The organism is Nostoc sp. CMAA1605, assembly GCF_021596505.1.
Taxonomy (GTDB): Bacteria; Cyanobacteriota; Cyanobacteriia; order Cyanobacteriales; family Nostocaceae; genus Trichormus.
On the sequence record NZ_PJIZ01000010.1, the window covers coordinates 18113 to 34867 of the forward strand.

Genomic DNA, 16755 nt, shown 5'->3' on the forward strand with positions numbered 1-16755 from the left:
TTTTAAATTAAAACTGCTAATGTAAAATTTTCAATTCTGCGTTGCTTATGTCTGAACTACCACCACTCAATACAGATACTATCTGGGGTATTCTCAATGATCAAATTGATGATGCAACAGTCATGCAATTAGTCTGGTATTACTTGGGTTATCGCTATGACTCTACAACAGACAAGTGGGATAACAGCTTGGTTACAGCAGAATGGCGAGATGAGTATCCAGAACCACCCAATTTTTTAGATAGCCGTCCTGCTACTATGAAGTTAACTCGCTCTATTCCTCAACAATATAAACAAATTACGAAGGAAAAGCTGGGTTTTAAGGGGTACAAAATTGGCACATTTACACCACGGGAAACTCGCAGAGCAACTGCTGCTAATTGGTTATTGAGTCATTTGCAGCAAACCATTGATCAAAGTAAATAATTAATCAAAGCAAATATTCGGTAAATATCACAGTTTCAAAAGAATGCGCTCCATATTTGAGAAGTTGTGATCATGCTATAAAATGGCTACCGAATATTTGCTTTTATATATATCTGTGGGTAGTAGACAATTACTGAGTATCTGATTCAGGAAAAATTGTTTGAAGATAGATTAATAAGTGACCTATTGATATATTACAGACTCAAACTCAGGATAGAGGAACTCAGCTATTAATTATATCCTCTGATTGATTTGCAAATTGATTATTAGTTAGAAAATAATCATGACTGACTTTTCATAATTTGATAAATTTTCATGAAAAATTCCATTGAATTTAAGTTATTTGCACCCTATAACAAAGGCGCGGCTGTCATAGGGGATTTCTCAGATTGGCAGGAAATTCCTATGGAAAAAGGCGATGATGGTTATTTTCGTACCCATGTTGACTTAGCAGATGGCACTTATCAATATAAATTTCGGGTACAGACAAACTCTTGGTTTTTTGAAGATGATCAGTGGGTTGATGTCACAGACCCCTATGCAACTGATATTGATGAATTAAGCGGCAAAGATAATGGTGTTATCCGCATCAAAGATGGGGAAATTATTGTTGATACTTATGTCTGGCAATATGATGATCAACCTTTACCAGCCGACCATGAATTAGTAATTTATGAATTACACGTCAGTGATTTTTCTGGTGGTGAGGATGATCCCTATGCACGGGGAAAATATAAACACGTTATTGAGAAATTAGATTACTTATGTGAATTAGGCATCAACGCTATTGAGTTAATGCCTGTGAAAGAATATCCTGGTGATTATAGTTGGGGTTACAATCCCCGCTATTTTTTTGCAACAGAATCTAGCTATGGTTCAACAGCAGATTTAAAACGTTTAATTGATGAGTGTCATCACCGGGGAATTCGTGTGTTAATGGATGGATTTATAACCACTCAGAAGCCTCTAGTCCCTTAACACAAATTGACCATGATTATTGGTACCACCATGCACCCCGTGACCCTGATAATAACTGGGGGCCAGAATTTAATTATGAACTCTATGATGAAAATTTAGATATCTATCCAGCCCGAAAATTTATCGGTGATACGGTGCGGTTTTGGATTGAAGAATATCATATAGATGGCATTCGTTATGATGCGGCTAGACAACTAGGTAACTATGATTTTATGCACTGGATTGTGCAGGAAACTAAAAAAACTGCCGGTGCAAAACCATTTTATAATGTGGCAGAACACATCCCAGAAACTACTAGCATTACTAATGTTGACGGGCCGATGGATGGCTGTTGGCATGATAGCTTCTATCACACCATCAAAGCTCATATTTGCGGCGATACCTTTGACTTAGAGAACCTCAAAGATGTGATTGACTGTAAGCGTCAAGGCTTTTTAGGTGCAACTAATGTGGTGAATTACTTGACTAACCATGACCATCATCATCTCATGGTGGAGTTAGGCGATCGCAATATTTTTGCCGAAGAAGCTTTTAAACGCGCTAAACTCGGCGTAGCTATCCTATTAACATCTGTCGGTGTACCCCTAATTTGGATGGGTGAAGAATTTGGGGAATACAAACCTAAACAGCAGGAATCAGCAAAAATAGATTGGCAACTCTTAGGTAATGACCTAAATAGTAGTTTATTTGAATACTACAAAGGCTTGATTCAATTACGTAAAAATAACCACGCTCTCTACACAGAAAATATTGATTTTATTCACGAAAATCACGAAGCTAAGGTATTAGCTTACAGTCGTTGGAATGAAGAAGGTTCTCGCGTGGTTGTAGTTGCGAATTTCTCCGAAAATTTCCTTGCAGGTTATCACGTTCCTAATTTCCCCTGTGGTGGTACATGGCACGAGTGGACAGGAGATTATGACGTAGAAGCTGGTGATGATGGGATTATGACTGATATTGGGCCTTACGAAGCCAAAGTATTCGTTTGGCAGTAATAAAATATACCGAAATCTCAGGTTCAACTTCTAGGGAGAGGAAATACTCTCCCTTTTTTATTGCCGTAACCCTAGCTGTTATGTCTGATTTTTCTGACTTGCCAAAAAAGTAAATGAATCTGTATCCTGTGTTTCATTTACAATATGGATACTAATCGGACTCAAAAATCCATCTCAACCATCAAGACAACTTCTCCATGCACAACAAATTATTTAACACCAATATTAAAAATTGCCACGTTCTCTTAACCCCTAACGAAATAAAATCTAAAGTACCCTTAACAAAAACTGCGGAACAAACTGTTTGGCGATTTCGCAAAGAAATAGAACAAATTTTAGACTTTCAAGATAGACGTAAATTTATAGTAGTTGGCCCCTGTTCAATTCATGATCCAGAAGCGGCATTAGAGTATGCAAAACGACTGAAAGATTTAAGCGATCGCGTCCAAGATAAGCTGCTATTAATTATGCGGGTTTATTTTGAAAAACCCAGAACAACAGTAGGATGGAAAGGCTTAATTAATGACCCTAATATGGATGATTCTTTCCATGTCGAAAAGGGACTAATAATTGCGAGGAAACTATTAGTGCAATTGTCAGAATTAGGATTGCCTAGTGCTACAGAAGCCTTAGATCCCATTATTCCGCAATACATTGGCGAATTAATTACTTGGTCAGCAATTGGCGCACGCACAACTGAATCCCAAACTCACCGCGAAATGGCCAGTGGGTTATCAATGCCTGTAGGGTTTAAGAATGGTACAGATGGCAACATTCAAGTTGCCTTAAATGCCTTGCATTCTGCTAGAACTCCCCATAATTTCTTAGGAATTAATCCTAAAGGACAGGTGAGTGTATTTGAAACTAAAGGTAATGCTTACGGTCATGTAATTTTACGCGGGGGTAGTCAACCTAACTTTGATGCTGAGAGTGTACAACAGGTAGAAACACAATTAAAACAGGCTAATTTACCGCCGCGTATTGTCATTGATTGTAGCCACGGCAATACGAATAAAAATTACAAATTACAATCGTCTGTGTTAGAAAACGTCGTCCAACAAATTATTGATGGTAACACATCTATTGTGGGGATGATGTTAGAATCACATCTATCTGAAGGCAATCAACCAATTAATTGTCCCAAAGAGGAACTCAAGTATGGGGTTTCTGTAACTGACCCCTGTATCGGTTGGGAAGAAACAGAAAAAATTATTTTAGCTGCCCATGAACAGTTAAAGTAAGAGCAGCTAACACCATTTTGGATTTTATGCCAAGAATCGAATGTAGATTGGCGAAAATGGTTAAAATCTTAACTTCTTATACTGTGTCGGTGTCAGTACCTTTTCACAGCAGCTAGTGCAGAATTTAGGTATCATTATCATTTGGTAGGTCTTGTTGACAATACTTGACCTATCTTTTTTTACCCTAAAACGGTCACGCTCCTCTACTGAATAAGCTTCAGCCCCTTTGTCACCCCGTCAGAAAATCTATGTAGTTGATTTTTATCCACACACCTACTTACATCATTTCTTCTCAGGTCATGAAAAATGGCTATTTTATTTGTTTGATCAGATTTCAAAAATAATAAATGAGAAAAATACTTGAATGATTGATACATTTAATTGAATGACAGTATCATCTTCTGAGTTGGATAAAAATCACAAAAATGCGATTATGCAGACCCTCAAATTTACTGTCTACACTAATCCAGTTCGGGAATACTCATTTGATAATACGTATTTTGTTGACGAAAAGTGTTTAGTTATTGGTAGTGGTCAAGATAGTCAAATAGGAATAAGCGATGCCAGTATAGATGTACGTCATGCCGTTATTCTCAAAAAAAATCATCAATACTATTTAGCGGACTTAGACACTACTCAAGGTACAAGACTAGGGGCTGATAAACTACAACCCAAGCAAGTTTATCTTTTATCCAATGAATCTTTAGTACAAGTTGGTAATGTAATTATTGAAGTAACAATTACCACAACAAAAACAACTATAGTATCTCCATCAACTACCCCAACCCAAGTCATAAATTCTACATCGCAGACCAAATCAGGCTTTAGGTTAGACGCAATTAACTTAAGAAAATCCAGTCGTCCATTGTTTGGTACAACACTAATCAATAATATCTCACTATCCATCTTACCCAGAGAGTTTGTTGTAATAGCTGGAGTCAGTGGCGGTGGTAAGTCTACCTTGATGGATGCACTGAACGGACAACGCCGAGCCAGAGGAAAAGTGTTGGTAAATGGTAGTAATCTTTACACTAACTTCAGTGCATTCAAAGATAAAGTTGGCTACGTGCCACAAGATGACATAGTTCACCCAGAGTTAAGTGTTGTGGAAGCACTCAGCTATGCGGCCCGGCTAAGGTTGCCATCGCAATCGCCAGCAGAAAGGAAACAGCGAGTGCAAGAGGTACTAGAACAATTGCAACTGACGCAACGGCAGAATGTAGCCATCGGCAGATTGAGTGGAGGACAACGCAAACGAGTTTCCATAGGGGTTGAGTTAATTAGTAATCCTCGCTTGTTTTTCTTAGATGAAGCCACATCAGGCTTAGATCCTGGCACGGAATTGCAAATCATGGAACTGCTACGGAGTTTAGCCAATGCTGGAAGTACCGTAGTGTTGATCACCCACGCTACTAAGAATGTAGAGATTGCCGATATGGTAATATTCTTGGCCAAGGGTGGAAGATTGGCATACTTTGGCCCATCGAAACTGGCATTGCAGTATTTCAAAGTTCAAGATTTCGATGCTATCTACGATAAAGTAGAGCGTCAGTTCACACCCCAAGAATGGGAAAAAAATTTTGTATTGTCCGGTTACTACAAAAAATTCATTAGCGATCGCCTAGAAACGATTCCACAAAACAACAGCCCATCAGCAGAAAAGCCGGACTTTAATCAACAACTAACAGTATTGTGTCAGCGTAATTTGAATATTCTCTTCAAAAACAGGGTAAGCTTGGCACTGATAATTTTGGGTGCGCCGATTCTGGGATCACTGAACTTTGCTCTGTGGAAATCAGATTTATTCAGCACAAAAACTGGAATGCAGGACAAGCAATTACGATGTTGTTTGTCACAGTGATCATGGCGGTAATGTCGGGAGCATTAGCTACCATGCCAGAGATTGCCAAAGAGAGAGCAATTTTTCACCGTGAGCGTAGTGCAGGGTTGGGTGTACTTCCTTATATTTTATCTAAACTGCACTTAGCATTGATGTTGGCACTTTACCAGTCGCTGGTGCTATTGATCTGTATGGTGCTGGCAGTGAACATTCCCCAAGTCAATAACATTTTGATAGGAATGTATTGTAGTCTGTTTTTAGCCTCATTTGGCAGCATGGTATTAGGCTTGTTAGTATCAACAATTTCACCAAGTCAAAGTGTTGCCCCCTTATTAACAATTGTGGTGTTAGTTCCCCAGGTAGTATTCGGCGGCGGTATTCTACCCGTGAATGAGTTTCACACTGTAGGACAAGCCATCAACCAAGTCATGCTCACCAAATATCCGTTTGAGACTTTGGTGTCAATGACTGAGTTGGGTGCAGATGTAGCTGATGACCCCTGCTGGCAGAAAACTAAACAGAAAAATAAAACACTATCAAAAGTAGAATTAGCCAAATGTAATTGTTATGAACAGGAAGTATTTAATAAATGTGAATTTCCAGGGATTGGAAAAGTTAAAAAAACTTTATCTTTAAATGCAGACTTATTAAAAGTACGCCTGTTAATTCAAGGTATTTTTGATAGTTATGGTGATATTTTCAGTGTTAATGTCTACGAAAGTTGGTTGTCAATGCTGAAAATTATCGGGGGGATGACTCTTATTCTATTCCTGTGTCAATTTATCAAAGGTTGAACTATACAGACAATGATCAAGGTTAGCTTGAAAACCCCTGAGAAATAGTAAGGAAGTTGTGCCTTTCGTGCTTTATCCAGGATGATGAAGCATCCCTCAAGGGAAGCAAGCTACGCGTTAGCGTCTCGGAGAAAAGTCTATGTCGGTATAAGCAATTGGCTAACTTGTATTTCTAATATAAGTAGAACGACTTGAAAAAACCAAACTATGTAAAGTAATGTAAAAAAACTGAATTTAGTTCGTAGTAAGGACTTTAGTCCTCTCTTAAGGACTAAAGTCCTCACTACAAACCTTTAATTATTTACACCGTTCTACTTAGGAACGAGTTTAATTATTGTCAAATTTAGCGTTTAGCAGATATCTAAACATACTAAACACCTGCATATAAATTATCTAAACATTAGATATAGAAAAAATAAACGCTACATGAATAAAAAATAAGCCTATTTTTATATCTTATATATATTGAATTTTCTCCAAAATCAATGGATGATTTAAATCAAATGATACAAATAATTGCTGAAAAATAATATGTAAGGCGATGCCTGAAATTATCGTCAAAATTACGAATATCAATTGGGATAAATCATGTTACAAGGATGGATACAAATAGCATTAACGCTATTAATTGTCGTGGCAATAACTCCCTTTTTTGGGCGATATATGGCGCGTGTTTACCAAGAGCAAAGAACTTTTCTTGACCCGGTTTTGCATCCAGTTGAGCGCATACTTTACTCTTTGGTGGGTGTTGCCACTAAAGAAAATATGACGGGTTGGCAGTATGCAAGAGCTATTTTGTACAGCAACATAGTTATGGGGTTGCTGATTTTCTTTATCCTGATGAGTCAAGGATGGTTGCCTTTTAATCCCACCAAAATAGATGCGCCAACGTGGGATACAGCATTACACACAACCATATCGTTTATTACCAACACTAACCAACAACACTATTCTGGTGAAACCTACCTCAGCTATGCCAGTCAAATGTGGGGTCTTGGTTATCATATGTTCACCTCGGCGGCGACTGGGTTGGCGGTGGGGATTGCCTTTATTCGCGGGTTGACTGGTAGACCTTTGGGTAACTTTTATGTGGATTTGATTCGCTCAATTACGCGGGTTTTGTTACCTATTTGTATTGTAGGTGGAATTGCCTTGATGGCGGCTGGTGTTCCCGAAACCTTAGCTGGGCCAGTTATTATCCCTACTTTAGAAGATCCTAATATAAGTCAGGCGATCGCACGCGGCCCTGTGGCTCATTTTGAAATTATTAAACAGCTAGGAGAAAACGGCGGCGGCTTTTTTGCCATCAACTCTGCCCATCCTTTTGAAAATCCCAACGGCTTTTCTAACTTAATTCAGGTTGTGGCCATGCTGTCAATTCCCACAGCCTTAATTTACACTTACGGTTTATTTGCTAACAACACTAAACAAGCTTGGTTAGTTTATGGCATGGTAGGTGTGATTTATATCGCGTTTATCATCATTACTGCCATTGGTGAATATAACGGTAATCCGGCTATCAACTCCCTACTGGGAAGTACACAACCGAACTTAGAAGGAAAGGAAGTCCGGTTTGGTTGGGCGCAGTCTGCTTTGTTTGCTGTTAGTACAACCGGCACTATGTGCGGTGCTGTTAATAGTTTACATGATTCCTTCATGCCCAACGGCGGTTTTGTCACCCTCTCGAATATGTTTCTGCAAATCATTTGGGGTGGACAGGGTACAGGCACAGCATACTTGTTTGCTTACTTGATTTTGGCAGTATTTGCGACAGGTTTAATGGTGGGACGCACACCAGAATTTCTAGGACGCAAAATCGAAAAGCGGGAAGTTGTACTCGCAAGTTTTCTAATTCTCTTAGTTCACCCCATCGCCATTATGATACCTGCTGGCATCGCTTTAGCATTTCCCGATCAACTAGCAGGAATCAGTAACCCCGGCTTTCACGGTTTTGCTCAAGTTATCTATGAATACGCCTCCGCAGCAGCTAACAACGGTTCGGGATTTGAAGGCTTAGGGGATTCTCAACCATCGCCAATAGCCATTGCAGCCGGTGCAAAAACTACCGCAACTGCTTTATGGTGGAACCTCAGCACTTGTTTTAGTCTCCTCGCCGGACGCTACATTCCTATTATCGGGTTACTGTTACTAGCAGATAGTATGTCTCGCAAACAACAAGTTCCTTTCAACGTTGGTACATTACGCACTGACACCGGACTATTTACAGGCGTAACCGCAGGCGTAATTTTAATCCTCGGCGCGCTGACATTCTTCCCAGTTTTAGCATTCGGCCCCATCGGTGAAGCCTTTTGGATTGCTAGAGGGATTGGATGAGTCATTTGTTATTTGTCAAGCTGAGAATTTGAAGCTCAAAGACTCAACATTCAGCCTCAAAGGCTCAATGTTCAAGTTCTAAGGCTCAACTGTCAGCCTCAAAGGTTCAACGTTCAGGTTCTAAGGCTCAACTGTCAGCCTCAAAGGTTCAACGTTCAGGTTCTAAGGCTCAATTGTCAGCCTCAAAGGCTCAACGTTCAGGTTCTAAGGCTCAATATTCAAGCTCAAAGGCTCAATGTTCAGGTTCTAAGGCTCAACTGTCAGGCTTAAAGGCTCAACATTCAAGCTTCAAGGCTCAACTGTCAGCATCAAGGGAGCAAAAGACCTTATAAATTTATCGCAAAGTTTGTTTTACCAGTTTCTTTTCTACTCCTGTTGTCTTCCTTATCTCCTCAGTCCCCATCATTTATGACAACTAATATAGACTCATCTCCTTCACCTCGCCCGCCTCGTGTTCCTCACGGAACGCGTGACTCACGCAGACATACACCCAAAGCAGATATGCGGGGGCTTTATCAAAGGGCAATCAAAGAATCTTTCGTCAAGCTGCATCCCCGCATTGCCGTCAAAAATCCCGTAATGTTCGTGGTTTGGGTAGGAACAATCGTCACTTTTTTAGTAACTCTCGACCCCAATTTATTTGGTACTTTACAGGTAAATGTCAACCAACAACGCCTATTAAACGGCTTAATTACCTTAATTTTATTTTTTACAGTTGTGTTTGCCAACTTTGCCGAAGCAGTCGCCGAAGGACGCGGTAAAGCACAAGCAGATTCCTTGAGGTCAACCCGTTCCGATACTACTGCCCGCAAAATACTGCCCGATGGTACAATTCAGCAAATCAACTCCACAGAATTACGCCGCAACGACTTGGTAAAAGTCATTGCCAATGATATGATTCCCGCCGATGGTGAAGTAATTCAGGGTATCGGTTCAGTTGATGAGTCAGCGATTACGGGAGAATCTGCGCCCGTACTCAAACAACCAGGTACAGATATTGCTAGTTCTGTGACTGGAGGTACACGTTTACTTTCAGATGAATTAACAATTCGCATCACCGCCGACCCTGGTCAGGGTTTTATTGACCGGATGATTTCTCTCGTAGAGGGGGCAGAAAGAACAAAAACACCTAATGAGATTGCCTTAACAGTATTGTTAGCCGTACTCACCCAAGTTTTCTTAATTGTGGTGGCTACCATGCCGCCCTTTGTTAACTATATTGCCAACTTTATCAGCATTGTGTTTGGGGCAGAAGCCGGAAACAGCTTGCGTGCAGGTGCTAGCGTTGCCATCTTAATTTCCCTGTTGGTAGCTTTAATACCCACTACCATCGGTGGTTTACTCAGTGCGATCGGCATTGCTGGTATGGATAGAGTCGCTCAATTTAACGTCATTGCCACCTCTGGACGAGCTGTAGAAGCCTGCGGTGATATTAATACCCTGGTGCTAGATAAAACTGGTACAATTACCCTGGGAAATCGCATGGCTGATGAATTTATCCCTGTCAACAGTTACTCAGTCACAGATGTAGCGCGAGTAGCTTTAGCTGCCAGTGTGTTTGACGAAACACCGGAAGGTAGATCAATTATTAAACTAGCTGAAAGTTTGGGTGTAAAGGTTGATTTCGACTCCAAACAAGCCGAAGGTGTGGAATTTTCCGCCAAAACTCGCATGAGTGGGACTAACTTACCCAACGGTAAAGAAGTCCGTAAAGGTGCAGTAGATGCAATTAAAGGCTTTGTCCGTTCTCGTGGTGGTCGAATTGCTGATGATGTGGATGCAGCTTATGAAAGAGTTTCTCGTTTAGGTGGTACACCTTTAGCAGTTTGCCAAGATGACCAAATTTTTGGGGTGATTTATCTCAAAGATATCGTCAAACCGGGCTTGCGGGAAAGATTTGACCAACTGCGGCGGATGGGAGTTAAAACTGTCATGCTGACGGGTGACAACCGCATTACCGCCAGTGTCATTGCTCAAGAAGCCGGAGTCGATGACTTCATCGCCGAAGCCACACCAGAAGACAAGATTAGCGTAATTCGCTCCGAACAATCTCAAGGTAAACTGGTGGCCATGACTGGTGATGGTACTAACGACGCACCTGCATTAGCTCAAGCTAACGTCGGGTTAGCCATGAACTCTGGAACTCAAGCCGCCAAAGAAGCCGCTAACATGGTGGACTTAGATTCTGACCCCACTAAGTTAATTGATTTGGTGACAATTGGGAAACAGTTACTCATCACCCGTGGCGCGTTAACAACATTCTCCATCGCCAACGATATTGCTAAGTATTTCGCCATTATCCCCACAATTTTTGCGGCGGCTGGGATTGGCGCACTCAACATTATGGGTTTAAAAAGCGCGCAATCTGCGATTATTTCCGCCCTAATCTACAACGCTTTAATTATTCCCGTCCTAATTCCCCTAGCACTCAAAGGCGTGAAATTCCGTCCCCTAACAGCAGATCAACTATTAAAACGCAACATCTTCATTTATGGCGTAGGTGGAATTATTGCGCCTTTCATTGCGATCAAACTCATTGATGTGATTTTACCTTTGAGTTGAGGGGTGTAAGGGTGTAAGGGTGTAAGGGTGTAGGGGAAAGACACTTTAATTCTTTGTGTCTTTGCGCCTTTGCGCCTTTGCATGAGTAAAAAATCATCCCACTAATCAGCAAAGCCTACTTTATTTCTCAAAACTATGATCAAACCTCCTCGTGTAAATATGTTTCCTCTACTGACACCACAAGTATTCGCCCAAATACTTGCAGGAATAAACGAAATTTGGTTGCAATGGCGTAAACAAAAACTGCCTTTGTATTTGTTCTTAGCAATGTGTTTCAACCTTGTAGTTGCGCCTGTTGTTTATGCTGCAACTGGGGAACAGTTTTCACACTTTCAAGCTTGGGCTTTAGGACTGTTGGGACTAGTAACATTAAGCCTTTCTACATATTTGTTTTTTGTAATGTTTGTACCGGAGAAATTCTAATGAGTTTTGCAACAGAAGCCAGCCGAGCAGTTCGTTCTACTATAGTCCTTTGGGTAATTGGCGCAATTATTTATCCGTTTGCAATGATTGCCTTTGGACAGATTGTGTTTCCATCTCAAGCTAATGGTAGTTTGATTAAAGATAGCCGAGGTCAAGTTGTTGGTTCTAGTTTAATTGGTCAACCGTTTAGTAGCGATCGCTATTTTAACTCTCGTCCTAGCACCACCAGCTACAGCACCGCCGACCCGAAAAAAGATGATGCGAAAGTCTTACAAACAGGAGTCTCCGGCGCAAGTAACTTAGCTCCTAGTAATTCAGCTTTAATAGAACGCATTAAAGGTAAAGACGACCCAGATCCCAGCAAACGGGTAGAAGGTGATTTCAACCGATTAAAAGCCGCAGACGTACAACCTACCGCAGATTTAGTTTACACTTCTGCTTCCAGTCTTGACCCCCACATTACCCCGGAAGCCGCCAGAGCGCAAGTTAATCGTGTTGCCAAAGCGCGAGGAATACCACCCCAACAATTAGAAACTTTAATTAATCAAAATACTGATGGTCGCTTTTTGGGAATCTTTGGTGAACCTGGGGTAAATGTTTTGAAATTAAATCTGGCTGTAGATGCTTTAAAGCCTGCGAGTTAAATCAGAACAACTCTCATGATTACACTAGAAAAAATCAAAACATTGATTTGTTTTCAATTCATTGTCTGGATGCTATTTACATCTCTCTATTCCTGGTGCATTTTGGGATGGAAAGATCAATATTTTTCCTTGTTATCTGGCGTAATTTTGCTCACAGATGCTCAAGAAATACAACTTTTTCAGCGTGAACGTGGTGGTGTCAGACGTATAGGAAATCATAGCCAGAGAAATATCGCCAAGATAACTTTGAGCAAATTAGTTTAAATCCTACAAGTTAAGGAGTAATCCGTTGTATGTGCGGCGGTTTTCCTAATAACCAAAAAGACCTACAGCCTTCAGCAACAATTAGTGGTTCTGGATTTAATTCGTCAGATAAATTACTCAGCGATCGCTACCGTATCATTAAACCTCTAGGACAAGGCGGCTTTGGGAAAACTTTTCTCGCTATCGATGATCAATCCCCCCCCAATAGCCCATCAAACCTTTGTGTAATTAAACAATTTTTACCCCAGTCTCAAACAGAGTACAATCATCAAAAAGCCTTTGAACTATTTCAACAAGAATCTCTCCGGTTAGCTGAACTTGGTAAACATTCTCAAATTCCTGAATTACTAAATACTTTTGAGGAAGAAGGTCAACAATATTTAGTTCAAGAATGGGTAGATGGACAGAACTTAGAACAAGAATTAGCTGAAGTTGGAGCATTTAATGAAGCTGAAATTAGGCAATTACTTGGTGAATTATTACCTTTATTACAATTTGTTCATGCCCATCAAGTAATTCACCGAGACATTAAACCTGCTAATATTATCCGTCGCCGCCAAGACCGCCAATTATTTTTAGTAGATTTCGGTTCTGCTAAATATAACGGGCAAAGTTTACTAACCGGAACCATGATTGGTAGTGCTGAATATGCGGCACCAGAACAGATTCGAGGTAAGGCTATATTCGCTAGCGACCTTTACAGCTTGGGTATAACTTGTCTACATTTACTAACCCAGATGTCACCATTTGACCTCTATGATTGCAGTGAAAATGTTTGGATATGGGACTCATATTTAGTTGAGCCGATCAGTCCAGCTTTAGAGAAAATTCTCGGCAAATTGGTGCAACCAGCAACTAAAATCCGCTATAATTTTGCAGCAGAAGTGCTGATAGAATTACATAAATCACCAAAATATTTTGGTGATTCATCAAATCCATCTACTAACACAAATAATGCCGAATTTGAAACTCCTGACTTTGGGTTGGGGTGTAAAGCATATTTACTGGGTTCTGTAACATCATGCCGAAATAGTTCTGTTGCATCTGTGACTATCTTTGACCCTAAAAGTAACACCTGGCATTACATACCTGCTAAAACTGAGGGTGGCGAACTGGCGCGAAAAGTAGCAGCATTTTTAACTCCGCGTCTAGCTTCCGTACAAGAGGAAAAATCGATTGCTGTTCATAAACAAGCTAGGAACAAACTAAATAAGATGTATCAGATAATTGTCACTGCGATCGCTCTTACTATCGCTTGTCTAGCTTTAGCAGTAGAATCAAACTCGATTTCTCCCAATTTAAAGGTTGAAATCTCAAAAAATTTCCAACAGCTTATGAAATTAGGAAGAAATTGACAGCCACTACATAAAACAGCAATGTCTGTTACTGTCTACTTTCATTTTTGGCAATTTCACCACTTCATTAAAATAAAATCAAAGGATTTATGAGACAAAAAGAAACAGTATTTGTCATCCCTACCCATCGCTTAAGAGATGTAGCCCAAACCGTTGAAAAATATGATGAAAACTTTTGGGCTAATGGTCATGCCACCAAAATTATGATATTTGATGATTCCAGCATTGCAAATTACGAAAAATACTATCCCTTATTGGAACAAACCAAAACAGTTAACGATGTATTTTATGTTGGACCTCAAGAGAAAGAAAAGTTTATTACTTTTTTAAACGACAGATTACGAGATAAAAAACTAGAGTCACTTGTCAAGAACTTATTTCGACCTAGTTACGGCGGAAATCGTAACTTCACATTGATGTACACCCTCGGACATTTAATGGTTAGTGCAGATGATGATATGCGACCTGATGCACTCATAGAAACTAGCCCAGAATCTCTATCACCAGATGAAATTTGTCGCGGTAAACTAATCAAATCTCATCAGGAAGGCGGATACATTCATAAATCTTTCGATTTACTGACTGCTTTTAATGATGTTTTAGGTAAAAAAGCCAGCCATGTACCAGAAAACTACGAAGCTGGGGAGTATTTACTTGATACAGCAATGGATTTAGAAACAAATACGACCAAGGGTTATTTTACAGAAAACTCTTTGTTATTACAAAAAGGGAGAGTCTTAAATAATTCGATTGTCAAAATTGCTCAAACATTCCGCACAGGTACTAACGACATTGATACACTTGACTTTGTGCATATGTATCTCAATGATGAAAATCAAATTAGTCCTTATGACCTGAATGATTATTACATTCTCACCAATTTTAGACCTGTTGTGACTAACAAAAACTGGCGCATGGATTGTGGCGTTGCTGGATATGACAATCAGTTAGGATTGCCCCCATTTTTTCCCACTCGACTTAGGTTTGAAGATTATATCTATAGGCTCTGGATACAACAAGAGGGTGTTGTGGCGGCGCACGTTGATGCCGTTCAAAACCATATCCGCAACAATTATATGCGTAATCCTCTAGCCAGTGAAATTTTTAATGAAGAAATATGCAGCCTGCTCAAAAAGAAAATTAAAAGCAGTGTCTATCATATTGATGATTTGGGAATCAAGTTTGATTATTCTGGTGAAGTTACTTTACTCGATTCTGAAGAAATTTTAGCAAAAATTTCTTCCATACACGAGCAGGTAGTTCAAGCTGCACTGTCTACACAAAATGAAGAACGTAGACAGTCTCTACAATTATTCGCCAATAACCTATCGAGGGTATTTTATGGCTTTGAGCCAGATTTCTTTCAGCAGAATGTTTCTAGAATAGTTGATGATGTGATTAGTCAATTTCATGCTTCTTTAGAAATCTGGCCGACTTTGGTAGAAATTTGTTACTTACACAAAGATAAAAAAGATTTGCCACAAGTCAGAGTTAAGAATAAGAAAGTTAAGTCAAAAAACGGATTTAAAGCTGGTGAGATAGTAGCGTAAGGGATTTCCCACTAGAAAAATATACAATTGCTGTGGTGAGCAGTTAAAATATTTACTAACCAACATACTGATAGGAGATTCTTAGGTATTTTTGGCAAAATTGGAATCAGCTTCCGCAAGCTGAACCTAGTACAAAATTCTTTTTGCAAGAAACCCTTAAAAGCCTAGAAAAATCACCTATCTATGTCCAATAACTCGACAATTTCCCCTGACAGTTCTTACATTCGTCCTTACCGACGTGGAAAGCATAAAATTTTCATCGGGATGGCTCCTGGTGTCGGTAAAACTTACAAAATGCTGGAGGAAGCACATCAACTTAAACAAGATGGTATTGATGTTGTAATTGGCATTTTAGAAACTCATGGACGCAAAGAAACCGCAGAAAAAGCTACGGGGCTGGAGGTGATCCCTAGAAAAGTCACCATCCGAGAAAACATTACTTTGCAGGAAATGAACACAGATGCAATATTGGAGCGTTCTCCCCAACTTGTGTTGGTTGATGAACTTGCTCATACTAATGTACCTGGTTCGCAGCGAGAAAAACGATACCAAGATGTAGAAGTGATTTTAGCCGCCGGAATTGATGTCTACTCTACTGTCAACATTCAGCATTTAGAAAGTTTGAACGACTTAGTTGCAAGAATTACAGGTATTGTAGTGCGAGAACGTATTCCAGACCGCCTCTTGGATGAAGCTGATGCTGTTGTAGTCATTGATGTTACTCCCGAAACTCTAGAAGACCGCTTGCAAGAGGGCAAAATCTACGCTCCTGAGAAAATCGAGCAGTCCCTGAAAAACTTTTTCCAACGTCGCAACCTGATTGCTTTGCGAGAGCTGGCTTTGCGGGAAGTAGCGGATACAGTTGAGGAGGAAGCAAACACTTCTACCTCAAAAGGACAAAGCTGTAATATTCATGAACGAGTTTTAGTTTGTGTGTCTACCTACCCTAACTCGGTGCAATTGCTCCGTCGCGGCGCACGCATCGCCAATTATATGAATGCGCGGCTTTATGGTGTTTTTGTAGCCGATCCTGAGCGATTCCTCACCAAAAAAGAAAGTGTACATATTGATACCTGCGAGAAGTTATGTCAAGAATTTGGTGGTGAATTTTTATACGTCAAGAGTCAAAATGTCGCCCAAGAAATTGCCCAAGTTGCAGCTAAGTATTACATTACTCAAATTGTCATTGGTGAAAGCCAACAGCCTCGATGGAAAAGATGGTTGAAAGGCTCTTTTACACAGAGATTAGTAGACCTAATTCGACATCAAAATATTGATTTACATATTATCGCTACCGAGCAGTGATCAGACAATCACAAAATGGTCAGTCAATTTTAGATTTTGGATTGT

General features: G+C 40.0%; 12 protein-coding genes and 1 pseudogene. All 13 read left to right on the forward strand.

All coding sequences use genetic code 11. The annotated features are described in order from the left end of the window. The first annotated feature begins 47 nt into the window (after positions 1-47). The 13 genes and pseudogenes from CV014_RS05670 (at position 48) to CV014_RS05730 (ending at position 16710) form a co-directional block, all read left to right on the forward strand. On the forward strand, positions 48-425 hold the full coding sequence (locus CV014_RS05670) for a DUF1823 family protein (RefSeq protein WP_236141135.1): 378 nt from the start codon (positions 48-50) through the stop codon (positions 423-425). 315 nt (positions 426-740) lie between these two features. Further along, positions 741-2398, forward strand: a pseudogene (locus CV014_RS05675) (alpha-amylase family glycosyl hydrolase). A gap of 197 nt (positions 2399-2595) precedes the next feature. Continuing rightward, the gene (locus tag CV014_RS05680; protein WP_236141136.1) at positions 2596-3639 is read left to right on the forward strand and encodes a 3-deoxy-7-phosphoheptulonate synthase; all 1044 of its coding nucleotides are present in this window, start codon (positions 2596-2598) and stop codon (positions 3637-3639) included. 385 nt (positions 3640-4024) lie between these two features. After that, complete coding sequence (locus CV014_RS05685) at positions 4025-5500, forward strand: ATP-binding cassette domain-containing protein (protein WP_236141137.1); 1476 nt, start codon at positions 4025-4027, stop codon at positions 5498-5500. Further along, a complete protein-coding gene (locus CV014_RS05690) occupies positions 5428-6273 on the forward strand; it encodes an ABC transporter permease (RefSeq protein WP_236141138.1) in 846 nt (281 codons plus the stop codon). The genes CV014_RS05685 and CV014_RS05690 overlap by 73 nt, the downstream gene beginning before the upstream one ends. 588 nt (positions 6274-6861) lie before the next feature. Then, entirely contained in the window at positions 6862-8607 is a 1746-nt protein-coding gene (gene kdpA / locus CV014_RS05695; protein ID WP_236141139.1) for a potassium-transporting ATPase subunit KdpA, read from the forward strand. A gap of 408 nt (positions 8608-9015) precedes the next feature. Next, positions 9016-11169: a potassium-transporting ATPase subunit KdpB gene (gene kdpB, locus CV014_RS05700; protein WP_329608336.1), complete on the forward strand. Its 2154-nt coding sequence runs from the start codon at positions 9016-9018 to the stop codon at positions 11167-11169. Between the two features lie 135 nt (positions 11170-11304). Next, a complete protein-coding gene (locus CV014_RS05705) occupies positions 11305-11592 on the forward strand; it encodes a potassium-transporting ATPase subunit F (protein ID WP_442946887.1) in 288 nt (95 codons plus the stop codon). Next, positions 11592-12236, forward strand: coding sequence for a K(+)-transporting ATPase subunit C (kdpC, locus tag CV014_RS05710; protein ID WP_236141140.1), 645 nt, complete (start codon positions 11592-11594; stop codon positions 12234-12236). Before CV014_RS05705 ends, kdpC begins: the two co-directional genes overlap by 1 nt. A 15-nt stretch (positions 12237-12251) precedes the next feature. Then, the gene (locus CV014_RS05715) at positions 12252-12500 is read left to right on the forward strand and encodes a hypothetical protein (protein WP_236141141.1); all 249 of its coding nucleotides are present in this window, start codon (positions 12252-12254) and stop codon (positions 12498-12500) included. 29 nt (positions 12501-12529) lie between these two features. Further along, positions 12530-13855: a serine/threonine-protein kinase gene (locus tag CV014_RS05720; RefSeq protein WP_236141142.1), complete on the forward strand. Its 1326-nt coding sequence runs from the start codon at positions 12530-12532 to the stop codon at positions 13853-13855. A gap of 89 nt (positions 13856-13944) precedes the next feature. Beyond that, complete coding sequence (locus CV014_RS05725; RefSeq protein ID WP_236141143.1) at positions 13945-15405, forward strand: hypothetical protein; 1461 nt, start codon at positions 13945-13947, stop codon at positions 15403-15405. Positions 15406-15588: 183 nt separating this feature from the next. Beyond that, entirely contained in the window at positions 15589-16710 is a 1122-nt protein-coding gene (locus CV014_RS05730) for a sensor protein KdpD (protein ID WP_236141144.1), read from the forward strand. Positions 16711-16755 lie beyond the last annotated feature (45 nt).

Coding starts and splice junctions, on each gene's coding strand:
- CV014_RS05680 (WP_236141136.1), top strand. CDS start 2,596: ATGCACAACAAATTATTTAACACCAATATTAAAAATTGCCACGTTCTC.
- CV014_RS05720 (WP_236141142.1), top strand. CDS start 12,530: ATGTGCGGCGGTTTTCCTAATAACCAAAAAGACCTACAGCCTTCAGCA.
- kdpA (WP_236141139.1), top strand. CDS start 6,862: ATGTTACAAGGATGGATACAAATAGCATTAACGCTATTAATTGTCGTG.
- CV014_RS05670 (WP_236141135.1), top strand. CDS start 48: ATGTCTGAACTACCACCACTCAATACAGATACTATCTGGGGTATTCTC.
- CV014_RS05725 (WP_236141143.1), top strand. CDS start 13,945: ATGAGACAAAAAGAAACAGTATTTGTCATCCCTACCCATCGCTTAAGA.
- CV014_RS05730 (WP_236141144.1), top strand. CDS start 15,589: ATGTCCAATAACTCGACAATTTCCCCTGACAGTTCTTACATTCGTCCT.
- kdpC (WP_236141140.1), top strand. CDS start 11,592: ATGAGTTTTGCAACAGAAGCCAGCCGAGCAGTTCGTTCTACTATAGTC.
- CV014_RS05715 (WP_236141141.1), top strand. CDS start 12,252: ATGATTACACTAGAAAAAATCAAAACATTGATTTGTTTTCAATTCATT.
- CV014_RS05705 (WP_442946887.1), top strand. CDS start 11,305: ATGATCAAACCTCCTCGTGTAAATATGTTTCCTCTACTGACACCACAA.
- CV014_RS05685 (WP_236141137.1), top strand. CDS start 4,025: ATGACAGTATCATCTTCTGAGTTGGATAAAAATCACAAAAATGCGATT.
- kdpB (WP_329608336.1), top strand. CDS start 9,016: ATGACAACTAATATAGACTCATCTCCTTCACCTCGCCCGCCTCGTGTT.